At 45.0% G+C, this 18,103-nt stretch carries 17 protein-coding genes; 7 read left to right on the forward strand and 10 right to left on the reverse strand.

From position 1 onward, the window contains the following. Nucleotides 1-80: 80 nt before the first annotated feature. The 7 genes from fadD to CAG58_RS13435 all read right to left on the reverse strand — a co-directional run bounded on the left by fadD (nt 81) and on the right by CAG58_RS13435 (nt 6,671). Entirely contained in the window at nt 81-1,778 is a 1,698-nt protein-coding gene (gene fadD, locus CAG58_RS13405) for a long-chain-fatty-acid--CoA ligase FadD (RefSeq protein ID WP_161425040.1), read from the reverse strand. Nucleotides 1,779-1,888: 110 nt separating this feature from the next. Continuing rightward, nucleotides 1,889-2,746 (reverse strand): alpha/beta hydrolase, encoded by an 858-nt coding sequence (locus tag CAG58_RS13410; RefSeq protein ID WP_161425041.1) that lies wholly within the window; start codon nt 2,744-2,746, stop codon nt 1,889-1,891. Then, complete coding sequence (locus CAG58_RS13415) at nt 2,746-3,303, reverse strand: Slp family lipoprotein (RefSeq protein ID WP_161425042.1); 558 nt, start codon at nt 3,301-3,303, stop codon at nt 2,746-2,748. Before CAG58_RS13415 ends, CAG58_RS13410 begins: the two co-directional genes overlap by 1 nt. 14 nt (nt 3,304-3,317) lie before the next feature. Next, complete coding sequence (locus tag CAG58_RS13420) at nt 3,318-3,626, reverse strand: chromosome partitioning protein ParA (RefSeq protein WP_154170574.1); 309 nt, start codon at nt 3,624-3,626, stop codon at nt 3,318-3,320. Nucleotides 3,627-3,716: 90 nt separating this feature from the next. After that, a complete protein-coding gene (tsaB, locus tag CAG58_RS13425; RefSeq protein ID WP_161425043.1) occupies nt 3,717-4,427 on the reverse strand; it encodes a tRNA (adenosine(37)-N6)-threonylcarbamoyltransferase complex dimerization subunit type 1 TsaB in 711 nt (236 codons plus the stop codon). Between the two features lie 8 nt (nt 4,428-4,435). Beyond that, nucleotides 4,436-6,364, reverse strand: a complete 1,929-nt coding sequence (locus CAG58_RS13430; protein WP_154170570.1) for an ATP-dependent DNA helicase — start codon at nt 6,362-6,364, stop codon at nt 4,436-4,438. A 103-nt stretch (nt 6,365-6,467) separates the two neighbouring features. After that, nucleotides 6,468-6,671: a hypothetical protein gene (locus CAG58_RS13435; RefSeq protein WP_154170568.1), complete on the reverse strand. Its 204-nt coding sequence runs from the start codon at nt 6,669-6,671 to the stop codon at nt 6,468-6,470. A 185-nt stretch (nt 6,672-6,856) separates the two neighbouring features. Between CAG58_RS13435 and purU the strand changes: the two genes are divergently transcribed. Beyond that, nucleotides 6,857-7,690 (forward strand): formyltetrahydrofolate deformylase, encoded by an 834-nt coding sequence (gene purU / locus CAG58_RS13440; RefSeq protein ID WP_161429739.1) that lies wholly within the window; start codon nt 6,857-6,859, stop codon nt 7,688-7,690. Nucleotides 7,691-7,784: 94 nt separating this feature from the next. Here purU and CAG58_RS13445 read toward each other — a convergent pair whose 3' ends face one another. Further along, nucleotides 7,785-9,788: an NADPH-dependent 2,4-dienoyl-CoA reductase gene (locus CAG58_RS13445; protein ID WP_161425273.1), complete on the reverse strand. Its 2,004-nt coding sequence runs from the start codon at nt 9,786-9,788 to the stop codon at nt 7,785-7,787. Nucleotides 9,789-9,970: 182 nt separating this feature from the next. Between CAG58_RS13445 and sppA the strand changes: the two genes are divergently transcribed. Both sppA and ansA read left to right on the forward strand, forming a co-directional pair. Next, nucleotides 9,971-11,821, forward strand: coding sequence for a signal peptide peptidase SppA (sppA, locus tag CAG58_RS13450; protein ID WP_161425272.1), 1,851 nt, complete (start codon nt 9,971-9,973; stop codon nt 11,819-11,821). A gap of 162 nt (nt 11,822-11,983) precedes the next feature. Further along, on the forward strand, nt 11,984-12,997 hold the full coding sequence (gene ansA, locus CAG58_RS13455) for an asparaginase (protein WP_154170562.1): 1,014 nt from the start codon (nt 11,984-11,986) through the stop codon (nt 12,995-12,997). 101 nt (nt 12,998-13,098) lie between these two features. On the opposite strand, the gene CAG58_RS13460 is transcribed toward ansA, so the two are convergent. After that, the gene (locus tag CAG58_RS13460) at nt 13,099-13,383 is read right to left on the reverse strand and encodes a YeaC family protein (RefSeq protein WP_161425271.1); all 285 of its coding nucleotides are present in this window, start codon (nt 13,381-13,383) and stop codon (nt 13,099-13,101) included. A 117-nt stretch (nt 13,384-13,500) separates the two neighbouring features. Between CAG58_RS13460 and CAG58_RS13465 the strand changes: the two genes are divergently transcribed. Beyond that, a complete protein-coding gene (locus CAG58_RS13465) occupies nt 13,501-14,325 on the forward strand; it encodes a DUF2989 domain-containing protein (RefSeq protein WP_161425270.1) in 825 nt (274 codons plus the stop codon). 40 nt (nt 14,326-14,365) lie between these two features. Here the strand turns inward: CAG58_RS13465 and msrB are convergent, their stop codons facing one another. After that, nucleotides 14,366-14,782, reverse strand: coding sequence for a peptide-methionine (R)-S-oxide reductase MsrB (gene msrB / locus CAG58_RS13470; protein WP_154170560.1), 417 nt, complete (start codon nt 14,780-14,782; stop codon nt 14,366-14,368). Between the two features lie 333 nt (nt 14,783-15,115). Here msrB and gap point away from each other — a divergent pair, with 333 nt between their 5' ends. The 3 genes from gap (at nt 15,116) to rlmA (ending at nt 18,058) form a co-directional block, all read left to right on the forward strand. Continuing rightward, nucleotides 15,116-16,111 carry a type I glyceraldehyde-3-phosphate dehydrogenase gene (gene gap / locus CAG58_RS13475; protein ID WP_161426091.1) on the forward strand — a complete coding sequence of 332 codons (996 nt, stop codon included), beginning with the start codon at nt 15,116-15,118 and terminating at the stop codon, nt 16,109-16,111. A gap of 161 nt (nt 16,112-16,272) precedes the next feature. Then, the gene (locus CAG58_RS13480) at nt 16,273-17,154 is read left to right on the forward strand and encodes a D-hexose-6-phosphate mutarotase (protein ID WP_161426085.1); all 882 of its coding nucleotides are present in this window, start codon (nt 16,273-16,275) and stop codon (nt 17,152-17,154) included. Nucleotides 17,155-17,239: 85 nt separating this feature from the next. Beyond that, on the forward strand, nt 17,240-18,058 hold the full coding sequence (gene rlmA, locus CAG58_RS13485; protein ID WP_161426087.1) for a 23S rRNA (guanine(745)-N(1))-methyltransferase: 819 nt from the start codon (nt 17,240-17,242) through the stop codon (nt 18,056-18,058). Nucleotides 18,059-18,103: the final 45 nt, after the last annotated feature.

An 18,103-nucleotide genomic window follows, 5' to 3' on the forward strand; every position in this document is an offset into this window, starting at 1 on the left:
TGTGTTGATTTGGGGGCGCTAAGATAAAAAAATGCCGACGAGAATGGTCGGCATTGTAACATTAAAACGCTATTGCGCACTTAAGCACATTTCGACTTTTCTGCCAATTGCGCATCGTTTTCTTCGCGTAGTACGCGACGTAAAATCTTACCGACGTTAGTCTTAGGCAGCTCTTCTCTGAACTCAATCAGTTTAGGAATTTTATAACCCGTCAAATGCTTACGACAGTGAGTAATAATTTCTTCTTTCGTTAAACTTGGGTCGCGTTTAACCACATAAATTTTAACGACTTCACCAGAGACTTCATGCGCTTGACCAATCGCCGCCACCTCTAGCACTTTACCATGCAGTGCAACAACATCTTCTATTTCATTCGGGTAGACGTTAAATCCAGACACAAGAATCATGTCTTTTTTACGGTCAACGATGTAGATCATACCCTCTTCATCAAAGCGCACAATATCCCCTGTCGACAACCAGCCATCTTCATTAATCACTTCTTTGGTGGCTTCAGGTCGCTGCCAATAGCCATGCATCACCTGTGGGCCACGCACTTGAAGTTCGCCGGTTTGATCATTGGCAACGACGTTCCCTTCATCATCAACCATACGAACTTCAGTCGAGGGCACGGGTAAACCAATCGCGCCAGAGTAATCAGACAAGTCATAAGGGTTACCAGTGACCAAAGGTGAACATTCCGTTAAACCATAACCTTCGAGTAAATGGATACCGGTGATCTTTTTCCATTTTTCAGCCACTGCGCGTTGTACGGCCATACCACCGCCAACCGACAATTGGAGATGACTAAAGTCCAGTTCATGAAAATCTTCATTATTGACCAACGCATTAAACAGCGTGTTGACACCAGTGATCGCCGTGAATGGGTATTTTTGTAGCTCTTTAATAAAGCCGGGGATATCACGTGGGTTGGTGATCAGTAGATTACGCCCTCCCATTTCGATAAACAGTAGACAGTTTACCGTGAGTGCAAACACGTGATAAAGCGGCAATGCCGTTACCACTAACTCACGTCCTTCACGTAAAACCGGACCATATGCGCCCTTGGCTTGCAATACGTTAGCGACCATGTTGCGATGAGTCAAAATCGCGCCTTTCGCTACCCCCGTTGTCCCACCGGTATACTGTAGAAACGCAATGTCTTCACCGGACATAAAAGGCTTAACGTATTGTAAACGACGGCCCTTATGCAGTGCTTTACGCATTGATATGGCTCCCGGTAAATCATATTTAGGAACCATACCTTTGACATACTTGACCACAAAATCAACCAAGGTCCCTTTGGCGCGAGGTAACATTTGCCCAAGACTGGTCAAGATGACATGCTTAACTTGAGTGTTCGCGACTATTTGCTCTAGCGTATTCGCAAAATTGGAGACAATAACGATCGCACGAGCATCGGCATCATTTAATTGATGCTCTAATTCACGCGGGGTATATAACGGGTTGACATTAACCGCGATCATCCCCGCTCGTAATACCCCAAATAAAGCCACGGGATATTGCAATAGATTTGGCATCATCAGCGCTACTCTATCGCCCTTTTTAAGCTTTAGCTCATTTTGTAAATAAGCGGCAAATGCTCGACTGCGCTCTTCCAACTTACGAAAAGTCATTACCGACCCCATATTCATGAATGCGGGTTGGTCAGCGTATTTATTGACAGATTGTTCGAACATTTCGACCAATGATAAATATTGATCGGGATTAATCGTTTCTGGTACGTCAGTGGGATAACGTGAGAGCCAAGGTTTATCCACAGTAATACTCCTCGTAATTGGCTGGCATAATCAAGATTATCTTTGTTATAAAAATGATCACTATTACAGCACAGCCGGAGCGCTTGAGCACGAAAGACCCAAACACTTGTTTAAATTTTGTTAACTAAGCCAAGAATTAGTTCCGCGACCAATAAAGGTTGTTGAAGATGGCAATGATGCCCACCGGCGACGATCGATGATTGACTAGGCTGTCCTATATAATCAGTCAGATCCGTTTGCAATGAAGCAAACCCTTGATCTCCTAAAATAACATGATGTGGACAGATAATATTGTTCATCACCGCTTGAGCGTGTTGCGGAGTTTGCCGATACAATGAATCGCACAATAACTTATTATCATGACGCCACTGCCACTGAGTGCCCACGTGATGAAGACCTCGTCTCACCACTGGTTCAATCAATTCAGCAGGCAGTTGATTCACCCGAGCACGATGCTCAATCGCTTCCTCGACGCTATAGTAATAGCGGGTGGGCTTGCGCCTCACTCGTTGCCGACTCAACACCCCTTGACGTAATCGTTGGACACTATCCACCGGATCTTCCGCTAAGGGTAAAAAACCTTCAATTTGCACTAATCCTGCGACTTGTTCAGGAAAAGCGGCACTATAGCAACTTGCGATTAAAGCACCAAGCGAATGCCCTACTAGCACCAGTCTGTTTGGCGAAAGATTGTGCAACACTTGATAAACATCATCGATATAATCATGAAAGGAGTAATAATTCGCCGCAGGTTTATGGCTTGATAAACCATGCCCAGGCAAATCAATGGCAAAAAAATGCCCTTCAGGGGCAAGCTGCTGGAGAAATGAAATAACACGAATAAAGCTGGCGGCATTGTCTAACCAGCCATGTAAAAAAAGTACACTGTAGTCAGATTGCCGTACGTCACCTACCGTTAACCCAGCAATTTCACCATGAGCAATAGTAAAAGTTTCGCTGCGGAGCATCACTTCACTTCTTGGATCACTCGGCCACTACGTGGAAAGTCCTCAACGTGACGGCAATAGAAACTCCGACATGGGAAGACATAAGGCGTAATGTCATCAATAACGACGCGCTCTTCCACTCGCCATAAATGAGAGCCTCGTACCTTCATCACTGGAAACGTATACTCAAACTCACCTACGGTGCCCGTTTCTGGTTGAGCTGTGGTGCCAATAAAAGTCACTAGTCGACCTTGACCATAAGCAATCGGGTCGACAAAACCATCAATATAGCCAATAAAACGACCTTGAGGCTCATCCGTTAATAGCGGCTTACCGGCCTTATCTATCGGTAAATTGACCACTTCAATACGAGTGCTATCGACCAAATTTGTTACCTGAGCGATAACACCGCCTAAACGTACTTCATTAACGGTATCGCTGGGTTGAGCCAGCCACTGATGATAATCGGTGATCAGCGCACCGTTATCAGTCACTAGCGTAGGGGGGAGTGACGAACACGCCGTCAATAAGCTAAGTAAAGTACAAGCAGGTAAGAATAACCAACGGTTGGATAACATAGAAAGCCCCTTAATTAGATATACAGATCGACACCGAGCATTTGTGTAAGTTCCTCTTTCTTAGCATGATTCATAATATCTAAATATTCTTCCATTGCCTTACGCGCTCGTCCTTCGGGTAAATCATAGTGCAGTTGCGCGCGGTGAATATCTGCCGAATCCATTTGGCGTATTGAATGAGCAACCGCCTCGGCGACTTTGCTGGTTGAAGCTGCCGAAGATGAAGACTGAGAGACTTGATTTTTCTTCGCTTTTGACGCCCGTTGAGTATTGGTAATGCGTCCTGGCGGCAAACCATTGAGTGAACCATTAATTGCGACCATAATGCTCCTTATCTACCTTCACGGGCAGGAGAAGCAACGCGTCTTCTCCTTGAGTCATCGAATTGACGTTATTCTAATAAAGAATAGTGATTATTCTCTTCCTGGTAGCTTTTTCCATGCCACCGTATCCCTTAAATAACACGGTGTGGCTTGCTCTACAGGCACATGCTGACCTTTTTTCCATGCCTGCTGTGCCAACACCACCATATCTTGCGCTTGAGGATACAACACCGCACTTTGTTCCGTACGCAGCGGCAAAGCAGTGAGTGTCTCTGTATAGGCTTGCCAACCGGTTCCTGCCATCGTCCAGCAATGTTCATCCTCAGATCGAGCAGCCATGTGTTCTAATAATAGGGACGGAGCAATGACACACTCAGCGTCAAGCTCAGACCAACTGCCGTCAGCTTGGCGGACAAAACGCCCCCAATAGACTTCACTCATTCGCGCATCAATCGCACAAGCAACGTGAGTGGCTCCCTGCTCTCGATACGCAGCCTGAGCCATCGCAGCTAAGGTCGAAATACCAATCATCGGCAAATCAGCACCAAAAGCTAAGCCTTGTGCAATTCCGATGCCAATCCGTACTCCGGTGAAACTCCCTGGGCCACGACCAAACGCCAGTGCATCTAACTCGTGCAATGTGATGCCCGCTTCTTTAAGTACTTCATCGACCATCGGCAGAATTTTTTTTGTGTGATCTCGAGGTGCCACTTCACTGCGTGAGTAAAGTTTACCTCCGACCATCAAAGCAACCGAGCACGCCTCGGTTGCGGTATCTAAAGCAAGAATGGTTGCACTCATGAATGTCTCTAATTAGTGTCTGTTACAGAAAGAGATAGCAGAAAGTCTTTTACCACCGCCAAATCACGTGTTCGTGGTATCGGAGGCAAACTGGCTAAAAATACGCCGCCATAATCACGGGTAACTAAACGATTATCACAGATAATCAATACGCCTTTGTCTTTCTGATCTCGAATGAGTCGTCCTACTCCCTGTTTAAGAGTAATGACAGCATCAGGTAATTGGACCTGAGCAAAAGGATCGCCACCGCGCAAACGACAATCCTCGATACGCGCTTTTAACAGCGGGTCATCCGGGGAAGTAAACGGTAGTTTATCAATAATAACACAGCTTAGGGTATCGCCTCTAACATCAATCCCCTCCCAAAAAGCTCCTGTGGCAACTAAAAGCGCATTACCAAGCTCCATAAATTGTGCGAGGGTTTTCTGTTTACTGGTTTCCCCTTGTAACAGTACCGGAAGGCTCAAATGCTCACGAAATCGCTCACCCAACTCGCGCATCATAGTATGAGAGGTACACAAAAAAAAGCAGCGTCCTTGGTTTTGTTCAATCACCGGGGCAAGCATTTCAACCAACTTATCCGCTAACCCTGCGCTATTGGGTTCTGGCAAGTAACGGGGGACGCACAGTTTCGCTTGCTGCTGATAATCAAAAGGACTGGGTAAAGAAAATTGCTCACTGGGTTTTAGCCCTAAACGATGGGTGAAGTGTGCAAAATCTTCATTTACGGCTAACGTTGCCGAAGTAAAAATCCACGCACCGGATTTAAGATTAATTTGCTCTTGAAACTTATCAGCGATCGATAATGGCGTAATGTGTAAACTAAAATGCCGCGGCGTGGTATCAAACCAATAGGAGTATCCAGTAATAGAAACATCACAGACCCGAACAATACGTGCTTTTAAGGTATTCGCGCGCTCAAAAGCGGTATCAAGCAACTGACTTCGACCAAGGGCAAGCTTTAACACGTCGATAGCAAAAGTTAAACTCTCTTGCAATCGCTCCACTTGCTGAGCAATGCTAGCCACCGACAGCGCCTCTCGCCAGTTGCCACGAAAACCAGAGTCCCCTAATAATACGCGCAAATCCATCGCCGTTTGCTGGAGTTTATCGCCAACTTTTTGCAATTGGCGCATATCCTTCGCTTCGGTGCGATAACCAATTTCAATATCTTTGGCTAAATCTTGAATCTGTCGGCTTGAAACCGATTGACCAAAATATTGGCTTGCAATATCAGGTAACTGGTGTGCCTCGTCAAAAATAAACACCTCGGCGTCAGGGATAAGCTCACCAAATCCGGTCTCTTTGATGGCAAGATCCGCTAGGAAAAGATGATGGTTAACGACCACGATATCCGCTTCCATAGCCTTACGTCGCGCTTTTGAGACAAAGCAATCTTGATAACTTAAGCACTCTTTGCCTAAACAGTTATCGTTGGTCGAAGTAATGGTCGGGATGATCATGCTATCTTCCGCCAACTCATCACATTCACCGAGATCGCCGCTTTTGGTCGATGATGACCAACTGCGTACTTTAACTAATTGGGTTAATAACGTTGGATCGCTTTGCGCGTGATGGCTTTCAACCATTTGTCGGCTCAACCTATCCAAGCAAAGGTAGTTAGCGCGCCCTTTCAGAAGCGCCACTTGGCCAAAAAAGCCCAAAGCCTCGACCATTAAAGGTAAATCTCGATGAAATAGTTGCTCTTGTAAGTTTTTCGAGCCCGTACTGATGATGACCTTTTTGCCACTCAATAACGCAGGAACTAAATACGCAAAGGTTTTACCGGTTCCCGTGCCCGCTTCAACTACTAATTGTGATTGATTCTCGATCGCTTTAGCAACAGCTAACGCCATATCAACTTGAGCTTGACGCCCTTGAAAACCAGGAATGGCTTTGCCCAAAGCCCCATGTTGAGAAAAGGTTTTAGCGATCATGACAGCAATAATGACGATGAGGAATGCAGCGATTATGGCAGGTTTGTTGCGACAGCGCGAATCGAAATCCGCTTCGCGCTGATCGTGTCACTAGAAAAACGTTTTATTTGCGATTGAGATAACGGGCTAACCAAGGGGGTGCGTCGTAACCATTACTGGCTGTCGGCATCATGGCTTTTGCGGCATCCACAGGGGAAGCTTTACTTTCCCACATCGCGTCCAATAACGCTTCATCAACTGGATTGTCTCCCATCAGAGCATGCACACGCTCTACGTATAATTTACGTGCAAGTAGTTCTTTGTCCATACACACCACCTTAAATGGTACTCAGCAAAAGACTGAAAGAGGAAGCCGTTAGTGTCTAGCCGTGATAGTTGTTGAATCCTTATTGATAATAGATTAATTATAGTCGCTACAGTGTGGTCTGCATCACCGTTCTTGCAGCCTTGATTTATTTTACAGACCGAGAAAAATACTCACGGAAGTTATCAATGGAAAAAAAAACCCTCCTGACGCATTGCAGTGATGCCCCAGGATTGATCTCAAAAATCACTAATATTTGTTATAAACATCAACTTAACATCATTCATAACAATGAATTTGTCGATAATACCAGCGGTCATTTTTTTATGCGTACCGAGTTAGAAGGGTATTTTAATGACACCACATTTCTCGCTGATCTTGATCAAGCTCTACCGTCTGGTACCAAACGCAAACTGATGGATTCTGCTCGTAAACGAATCATTATTATGGTGACCAAAGAGGCACATTGTCTTGGCGATATTTTAATGAAGACTTACGATGGTAGCTTAGAAGTAGACATCGCTGCCGTGGTCGGCAATTACGATACTCTACAAGGCCTAACTGAAAAATTTGATATTCCTTATCATTATGTCTCTCATGAAGGACTTAATCGTCAAGAGCATGAACAGAAAATTCTCGAAGTGATTGAACCTTATCACGTCGATTTTGTTGTGTTAGCTAAATATATGCGGGTACTCACGCCCGGTTTTGTCGAAAAATTTCATCATAAAATCATCAATATCCACCATAGTTTTTTACCGGCTTTCATCGGCGCAAAACCTTATCAACAAGCTTACGAGCGTGGGGTTAAAATCATTGGTGCAACCGCGCACTTTGTCACCAACGATCTTGATGAAGGACCCATCATTAAACAAGATGTGATTCCGGTTGATCATACCTTCAGTGCGCAAGACATGGCCCAAGCGGGACGTGATGTGGAGAAAAATGTGCTCAGCAAAGCCATCAACAAAGTGATTAATGATCACGTGTTTGTTTATGGCAATAAAACCGTCATTTTATAATCCACCAGCCTAAGTCACTGCTGGATTTCAATCGATACAGTAAGGGGCCTTATCAGCCCCTTATGTTTTCATATTTAAGTTATTGACAGTTCGCTTACAATTTCACTGCCAATTCAACGCCTTGACGAATCGCACGTACCGCGTCAAGCTCTCCAGCGACATCGGCTCCGCCAATCACATGCAGTTTCTCACCCAAGCTTGCCCACTGTTCGGCAAAAGGCCGAACCGACTCTTGCCCAGCGCACACAATAACGGTGTCCGCGTCTAACAGTTTTTGTTGCCCATCCAGCGTGATATGTAGCCCCTGTGCGTCTATTTTCTCGTAGCCAATACCACCTAACATATTGACACCACGTTTCTCTAGCGTACGTTTGTGAATCCAACCTGTTGTTTTACCAGGGCCTTTACCCACTCGTCCTTTACGGCGCTGCAACAGCCAAACTTGCTTATCACTAACCGCATCTGGGTATGGGTATAACCCGCCTGGGTGGGCAATCTCTTTATCAATTCCCCACTCATGTAACCAGTCATCTAAATCGTGATCCGTAGGCTCGGTTATCATTGTCGCTACATCAATACCAATACCACCAGCACCAATAATCGCCACTTTTTCTCCGACTGGGGTCTTTTCGCGAATCAAAGTTTGGTAATCAATAACTTTTTCAGGATGATCAATGCCCTCTAATTGAATGCTTCTAGGCTCAACGCCCGAAGCCATCACGATATCATCGTAATCAGCGAGCATATCAAAGGTTACATTGCGATCTAAATGCAATTTCACCCCAGTTTCATCAATGCGATTGGCAAAATAACGAATCGTCTCGCGAAACTCCTCTTTGCCTGGAATTTGCATCGCGAGCCTAAATTGCCCACCAATCCTATCGTTACGCTCAAAGAGATCGACCTCATGTCCCCGCTCGGCCAATGTCGTTGCACAAGCAAGGCCCGCGGGGCCTGCACCAACTACTGCGACTTTTTTCTTATGAGTTGCCGGTTGGATACGAATTTCGGTTTCATAACAAGCGCGAGGGTTTACCATACAAGTGGCTCGCTTGGCCTGAAAAATATTATCTAAACAGGCTTGGTTACAACCAATACAGGTATTGATCAGTGCCGCTTTATTTTGCTCAGCTTTACGCACAAAATCAGGGTCAGCCAAGAAAGGACGCGCCATTGACACCATATCGGCTTGGCCACTAGCCAGAATTTTTTCGGCTTGTTCGGGCGTATTGATCCGGTTACATGTCACCACAGGCACCGTAAGATGCGATTTGATTTTTTCCGTCACCCAACTGAACGCCGCACGGGGTACTTGCGTAGCAATAGTCGGGATCCGCGCTTCATGCCAACCAATTCCGGTATTAATGATGGTCACTCCCGCTTTTTCTAATCCCTTAGCGAGCTGTAAGACCTCTTCAAAGGTACTGCCTTCTTCAACCAAATCGAGCATCGATAGACGGAAAATAATGATGAATTCTTTACCGACCGCTTCGCGTATCGCACGTACGACTTCAAGAGGAAAACGCATGCGATTTTCATAGCTACCGCCCCAATCATCGTAACGAACGTTCGTTCGTTTACAAATAAACTGGTTAATGAGGTAGCCTTCAGATCCCATGATTTCAACCCCATCGTAACCCGCTAACTGAGCTAACTCAGCGCTATGAGCAAAGGCTTGAATAGTATTACGTATCTGTCGAACACTCATTTCACTTGGGGTGAATTTAGCAATCGGCGCTTTAATCGCCGAGGCACTCTGTGCGAACGGATGCATCGCATAGCGTCCAGCATGCAGTAGCTGCAGCGCAATCTTGCCACCATGGCGATGCACCGCTTCAGTCACCACTTGGTGCGCTTTGGCATGCTTAGTCTTGCTAAACTCAGCACTAAATGGATGCAGTCGACCACGTAAGTTTGGCGAAAAACCGCCGGTGACGATTAAGCCAACGCCACCTTTCGCTCGCTCTTCATAAAAAGCAGCCAACTTACTTAGCCCTTCTTTATGTTCTTCAAGTCCAGTATGCATTGATCCCATTAATACGCGATTACGCAGTTGAGTAAATCCTAAATCTAAAGGCTGTAATAGGTGTGGGTACATGGTGACATCACTTTTTGTTATCTTTATGGTCCGACCAGAATAATCCTGCCAATAATAAAAATCAAACAAGTGTTTACAAGTTTGTAACACCGATCAATCTTGCAGTTGTTTGCCTTTCTGAGATCACGTAGGATGATAGGAATAATTATCGACACGCCGTCCTGCATTGCATCGGAGATACAATGAAACCACTATTTCGATTTATTGGGCTGATTTTTAAAGGGATTTGGAAAGTTATTACGTTTATTCGTCTCGCCATAACCAACCTTTTCTTTCTACTCAGTATTGCCGTTATCTATTTTCTCTATCTAAGTGCTGATTCATCCGCTCCAGTAGTCAAAAAACCGTCTGCCTTAGTCGTCAATTTTTCAGGCCCGATTGTCGAGCAAAGTACCTCCCTGAATCCAATGGACTCTTTAACAGACTCGCTTTTGGGACGAGAAATACCTCGAGAAAATGTCCTATTTGAGATTGTTGAAACACTGCGTCATGCTAAAAACGACGACAACATCACCGGCTTAGTCTTAGCGTTACGTGACATGCCAGAGACCAATCTCACTAAGCTGCGTTATATTGCGAAAGCCATTAATGAATTTAAAGCTTCTGGTAAACCGGTTTATGCCGTAGGTGATTTTTATAATCAAAGCCAATACTATTTAGCCAGCTACGCCGACAAAATTTATCTTGCTCCCGATGGCGCTGTGCTGCTTCGCGGTTACAGTAGCTATAACCTCTACTACAAAAGTTTGTTAGACAAATTAAATGTTAATACGCACGTATTTCGAGTCGGTACTTACAAATCGGCCGTTGAGCCTTTCATTCGTGATGATATGTCAGAACAAGCTCGTGAATCTGCCTCTCAATGGTTGAGTCAATTGTGGGGCGCTTATATCGATGATGTTGCGACCAATCGCCATATTGACGCTCAAACCCTAAATCCGACGATGGACGAGTTTTTAGTGCTCATGAAACAGGCGTCAGGAAATCTTGCCGAACTATCGCTCAATATTGGTTTAGTGGATGAATTAGCAACCCGTCAACAAGTTCGCGCGCAATTGGCCGAAGTCTTTGGTCGTCATGGCGAAGACAGCTATAACGCGATCAGTTACGATCAATATCGTCCAACAGTGAAACCACGGACTCGACCTCAAGCAAAAGAGATCGCCGTTGTCGTCGCCAGTGGCGCGATCATGGATGGTAAACAATCACGCGGTAATGTTGGTGGGGATACCGTGGCCAGCTTACTGCGCCAAGCGCGCAATAATGATCAAGTCAAAGCGGTGATATTACGTGTTGATAGCCCTGGAGGCAGCGCGTTTGCCTCAGAAGTAATCCGTAACGAAATTGAAGCGCTTAAAGCCGCAGGTAAACCCGTCGTGGCATCAATGTCCAGTCTGGCGGCTTCTGGTGGTTATTGGATTTCGATGAGCGCTGACCATATTGTTGCTCAGCCAACCACCTTAACCGGCTCAATCGGCATTTTTAGTGTCATTACCACCTTTGAAAAAGGGCTTAACCATCTTGGTATTTATACTGATGGTGTTGGTACATCACCATTCTCTGGTGTAGGGGTAACGACTGGATTGAATGAAAAAGTCAAAGACGCTATTCAAATGGGCATCGAAAACGGCTATCAACGGTTTATCTCCTTAGTCAGTGAACAACGTGGCTTATCACTAGAAGAGGTCGATAAGATAGCTCAAGGCCACGTCTGGACGGCAAAAGACGCTCAACAAGCAGGTTTAGTCGATACCTTGGGTGACTTTGATGATGCGGTGCAAATTGCGGCGAATCTCGCCCAATTAGAACACTACAACTTATATTGGATACAAGAGCCACTCACACCAGCACAACGTTTTATCAAAGGTCTGTTTAGCGAAGCGCATGCTCAGCTAGGGGTTAATCTTTCTGGTCTCATTCCAAATGCGTTACAACCAACCACTCAGCAACTATTGCAAGATGCTAATTTATTAAATCAATTTAATGATCCTAAAGGATATTATGCATTTTGTTTGCCTTGCCAAATAGAATAACTAGTACCTGTAAACGCGAAAGAGAACAGGAGTTAACCGCCTCTTTCTTGCGCAAAAACATCAAACCATAAAATAAGGGGCGCTTTGCAACAAGCGCCCCTTTTTATTGTAGTGGTTTTCGCTATAATTTTGGCTCTGTTCCCTACAATAAGCGTTGCCTCTATGACTAGAAAGCATATTTATATTGCCTACACAGGCGGTACCATTGGTATGAAAAAGTCGGATCACGGCTATGTTCCCGTGGCTGGATTTATGGAAAAACAGCTGGCTGCCATGCCAGAGTTCCATCGTGATGAGATGCCAAAGTTCACCATTCATGAATATGACCCTCTGATTGATTCTTCCGATATGACCCCTGAAGATTGGCAATTTATTGCCGATGATATTCGTGATAATTATGACAACTATGATGGCTTTGTGATTTTGCATGGTACGGATACCATGGCTTATACCGCATCAGCACTGTCATTTATGTTAGAGAACTTAGGCAAACCAGTGATCGTTACTGGTTCACAAATCCCTCTTGCCGAACTGCGCTCTGATGGGCAAGCCAACTTACTCAATTCGCTGCATCTTGCGGCGAATTATCCGATTAATGAAGTAACCCTATTTTTCAACAATCAGTTGATGCGGGGCAACCGAAGTACCAAATCGCATGCCGATGGTTTTAGCGCCTTTACGTCCCCCAATTTACCTCCCCTACTGGAAGCTGGAATCAATATTCAAATTAGTAAAGAAGTGACGGTGGGGGCAAAACCGGAAGGCGCATTTCGTGTACATAACATTACACCGCAACCAATCGGTGTGATCACTATGTATCCGGGCATTTCACACGAAGTGATCCGTAATACGTTACTGCAACCTGTCAATGCAATGATTCTTTTGACCTTTGGCGTCGGTAATGCACCACAGAATCCACAGTTGTTGGCGCACTTAAAAGAGGCCTCTGAACGCGGCGTGATTGTTGTCAACTTAACCCAGTGTTTGGCCGGAAAGGTGAACATGGGAGGATATGCGACAGGCTGTGCGCTCGCCGAGGCAGGAGTGATCAGCGGTTATGATATGACCCCAGAGGCCGCTCTAGCCAAACTGCATTATCTACTCAGTCAAAATTTATCTTATCAAGAAATTAAGCACAAAATGCAACAGGTGCTCCGTGGAGAGATGAGTTTATAAACTGATTTTATACTCCATCATTATGAGCAGGCATTGGCCTCCGAACAGGAGGTCAATGCTATGTCCGCAACGAGCAAGGGAACAAACAATAAAGACCGTTTTTATTCTTGGTTCGGATTGACGCGAACAATATCTTCTTGCCCATCTTGGAAACATTTTTTCAATTCTCGTTTCGATTTTAAGACCATTTCACCACCAACGCCTATACTCATATGGTCAGCTTCTACATTATGCCGAGATTGATACAACATCACAGCTTGCATACAAGAATCTCGCTGCGATTGAGAAAGTGGTGTACCTTCTGGCCACTTACCGGTTTCAACGGCAAACAGCAGACGCTGGTAGGCTTCCGGGGTGATAGCATCAACTAACTGATGGGTATCCATTATTTTATCCTTGATGACGAAATGACTGAGCATAACTAGCACCACAACAATAGCGACCTAGCGTAGCGAGTCAACACCAGCCAAATAAATAAGCGTATTGGATCACAAGTGATGATAATGAATGGGATAAAAATTAGCATACTGCTTTTGATGACCGTGTTATTGAGCGGTTGCCTAGAGAATCGCAATAATACCGATAAACTGTGTAACGATAACCCAGGCCTACAGTGTGAAAAACTCAATTTAAACGATGGTCAATGTCGCTTACCGCGGACTGATTTAATCTGGCACCGTTTTGAGGTACTCAAGAACCCGACCGTCGATAATAAGTTAGAAGAGTATCGACTCGTTCGGCTCTATCGCCAATGTTTAGAACTCGCCTCACAAATTCAAGTCCTTAATGACCCACTACTGACACAAAATCGCTTCAATGCTTTGGTACATTCAGGGGAAGAACTCGATAGATTAACCAAAGATCTTCGACAGATGCGCACTCCCCATGCATTGTATTTTTTATGGAGTCAAACGGGTGATAATATTGCTCGCAGAGAATTTCTTCGTATGGAAGGCTCACCAGAATTAGACACGGCCGAGATGCAATACGCGCTTGCAACCTTCTATATTTCGCGCGATCGAGAAAAAACCATTCAACTGCTGACTCGAGCTTTAGAGCTCAGTTCACCAAGAGCGATCAACACTGAGATTTTTCAGTCACTGGCTAGTACTCATCAGGCGCTTGGCCATCAAGAACTGGCCTACTTATGGGCAATGGTAGGTAAGCAATTTGCTGTCCCCGTCGCCTCTCCTGCCGAAATGGCGCTGCTTTATCCTTTTAATGCAGAACAATTTCGACAATTAGATAATCAAGCCAATCAGTTGGCACGGACGATTCGCCGGGGTGAGTTCTCTCGTCATAACGTCCCGGTTTTTAATGAACGCTAGCATTGTAATATTTCAACCATCAATGACGAATTTTCACCCATTATTGCGGCTTTTTGGTGAAATTTAACGACACAGAATTAACGCAGAAGCGCTCCCCCGTCGTCGGTGGACCATCGGGGAAAACATGCCCTAAATGACTATCACATTGCGCACAACGAATTTCAGTACGCGTCATTCCGTGACTGCGATCCTCTAAATAGCGAATTGATTCTGTGGTTAAAGGCGCATCAAAGCTAGGCCAGCCGCAACCTGAATCATACTTATTCTGAGAACTAAATAGTGCTGCTTCACAGCACGTACAGTGATAAATTCCCGTTTGTTTGTTATGCAGTAACTGACCACTGAAAGGCGCCTCGGTTCCCTGCTGACGACAGACATAATAGGCCTCTTCACTTAGGGTTTCACGCCAGTAATCATCAGGCTTGATGTTTTTTTTGCTGGAATCATTGATCGCCATTCTTATTCCTCTTGGTTTCACTCAACGCTGTGCTTTTTTATCTGAAAAACTTGCCTATTTTACGCTTTGTAGCACATACTTTCTTTCCGAAATTCGAGTGGTATTTCACCTATAACACCCGAAGCTAGACTGACTATTCTACGTCAATTGGTAGGGATAAAAAGCAGCATCAAGTCTAAATATTAACCACTTGCAACTGATTGTTAAAAAAAACGATGCTTTTTTTTGACTTTAAACAAGTTAAGTCCGATTATCTGTTGCAGACATTTACTGGATTCTGTAATTTTACTACCAGTTATCTTTAATCAGAAATTAAGTTGTGGAGCAACTATAATGACTATCAAAGTAGGTATTAACGGTTTTGGCCGTATCGGCCGTTTTGTATTCCGTGCAGCACAAGAACGCAACGACATCGAAGTTGTAGGTATCAACGATCTTATCGACGTTGAATACATGGCTTACATGTTGAAATATGACTCAACTCATGGCCGTTTCAACGGTACAGTTGAAGTAAAAGATGGCAACCTAATCGTTAACGGTAAAACCGTTCGCGTTACTGCTGAACGCAACCCAGAAGATCTAAAATGGGACGCAATCGGTGTTGACGTTGTTGCAGAAGCAACAGGTCTATTCCTAGACGACGCGACTGCACGTAAGCACATCACTGCTGGTGCGAAGAAAGTAGTTCTAACTGGTCCTTCAAAAGACAAAACCCCAATGTTTGTAATGGGCGTTAACCATAGCAGCTACGCTGGTCAAGAGATCGTTTCTAACGCTTCTTGTACGACTAACTGTCTAGCGCCTATCGCTAAAGTACTGAACGACAAGTTTGGTATCGTGTCTGGTCTAATGACAACTGTTCACGCGACTACAGCGACTCAAAAAACCGTTGATGGTCCTTCTGCAAAAGACTGGCGCGGTGGCCGTGGTGCTTCTCAAAACATCATCCCATCTTCAACTGGTGCCGCTAAAGCAGTAGGCGTTGTTCTTCCAGAACTAAACGGCAAACTAACTGGTATGGCTTTCCGCGTACCAACCGCTAACGTTTCTGTTGTTGACCTAACCGTTAACCTAGAGAAAGGCGCTTCTTACGCTGAAATCTGTTCAGCAATGAAAGAAGCTTCTGAAGGCGAACTAAAAGGCGTACTAGGCTACACTGAAGATGCTGTTGTATCTCAAGACTTCATCGGTGAAGTACAAACGTCTGTATTCGATGCTAAAGCTGGTATCGCTCTTACTGATAACTTCGTTAAAGTTGTATCTTGGTACGACAACGAAATCGGTTACTCAAACAAAGTTCTAGACCTAATCGCTCACATTTCTAAGTAATGTCGTGATTAGCGAAGTCATTCGTTGAGCAACAAAATTAGCTAAAAGGCGGCCACAGTGTCGCCTTTTTCGTCTTTTCTATTCACGAGATCTTGTTCGCCCTTTACCATCGATATTAAGTGCTGAATGTCTTAATATCCAAACATCAGGAGCTTATCTTTATGGATTTACTACGACTTCCTAGCCTAACGGTACTTTCTGACTGCGTCACGATTGTTGAACAGGATAATGTAAAAATCGTCCGCGTTATTCATGATAAAGCGGTAGCCGGTATTGCGCTGCACGGTGGTCATGTCGTGTCTTTTCGACCTACCGGTCAAGATGACCTACTCTGGATGAGCAAAACAGCAATTTTTGATAGCAAAACGGCACTACGTGGCGGAATACCCATTTGCTGGCCGTGGTTTGGCCGCTTAGCGACTCCAGCTCATGGTTTTGCTCGCTCAAGTCAATGGCAACTCATCGAACATCGGGAAAACGAGCAAGGGGTGATCGTCGTCCTTGGTCTCGACAGTAACCAGCAAACTCGCTCAGTATGGCCGCATGAATTCCAACTTCGTCTGTCTATCGAAATCTCTGATAGCTTAACCGTGCGTTTAACCATTACGAATACCGACCAAAAGGCATGGGCCTTTTCAGGGGCTCTGCACAGTTACTTAAATGTGGCTGATGTACGGGAGACAACCATTACCGGAATGGGCAGTGATTATATTGATAGTCTGCAAAACGATCAGTGGTGCCAAGGAGAGGAAACGCTAACCCTGCGCGATAGCATTGACCGGGTTTATACGAAGCCACAATCTCACATTCAAGTGCAGGATCATCAACGTCAGCGTACTCTAGTGGTAGACAATCAAGGGCATAACTCTGCTGTGCTTTGGAATCCGTGGGCACAAGGTGCTCAATCGATGGGAGATATGCAAGACGATGGTTATCTGACCATGCTTTGTATCGAATCAACTTGGCATGCACCGAGTCTTACTGCAGGTAAGGTCTTACAACCGGGTGAAACTCACTGTCTAAGTACACGGATTACCGCTTAATCTTGATTAGGGCGATAGTAACGCCCTTTTTATTTCGAATAAATATCGCTAAACTTGCCGACTTGATTTTCTCTTCGAGAGCGTTATGACTTATCAATGCCCCTTGTGCCACCACTCGCTAACTCTTCATCAACGCAGCTATCACTGTGCGAATCATCATCAGTTTGATCAAGCTAAAGAAGGCTATGTCAATTTGATGCCAGTGCAGCATAAACGCTCCAAAGATCCTGGTGACAACAAAGCAATGATGCAGGCAAGACGACGCTTTCTCGATGGAGCGCATTATCACCCAATGCGCAGCGCAGTGAGCACTCTGTGCACTCGTTACTTAGTCAATACCAACCACCAATTACTCGATATTGGCTGCGGTGAAGGTTATTACACCCAATATATTGCTAGTGCGTTACTTGAACAACATCCACAAGCCAATACCTATGGCCTAGATATCTCAAAAACAGCGATTCGTTTTGCTGCTAAACGTTATCCACAAGTGGACTTTGTTGTCGCCTCCAGCCATCGCTTACCGTTTGCCGATCAATCCTTAAATGCTATCGTGCGTATCTACGCGCCTTGTAAAACACAAGAGCTGCAGCGCGTTCTTGACGATAATGGCGTAGTCATAACCGTCACCCCTGCTGCTCGCCACCTTTATCAGCTCAAAGCGTTGATCTATCCGCAAGTGCAACTGCATGATGAAACAGCAGAAATCATCGATGGTTTTGAGTTAAAACATCAACAGCAATTGCACTATACTATGCCCCTTTCTGGGCCAGAGGCGTTTGATCTGCTACAAATGACGCCTTTTGCTTGGCGTGCGAGTGACCAACTACGCCACGATCTGCCATTAACGCCCCAGTTTGAATGTGAGGCTGATTTTATGATTCGAGTTTATCAAAAGGTTTAATTGATAATAATTATCACTACATTGATAATTAACTTAGCCTCCAGT

The organism is Vibrio sp. V31_P5A7T61 (assembly GCF_009904895.1).
Taxonomy (GTDB): domain Bacteria; phylum Pseudomonadota; class Gammaproteobacteria; order Enterobacterales; family Vibrionaceae; genus Vibrio; species Vibrio metschnikovii.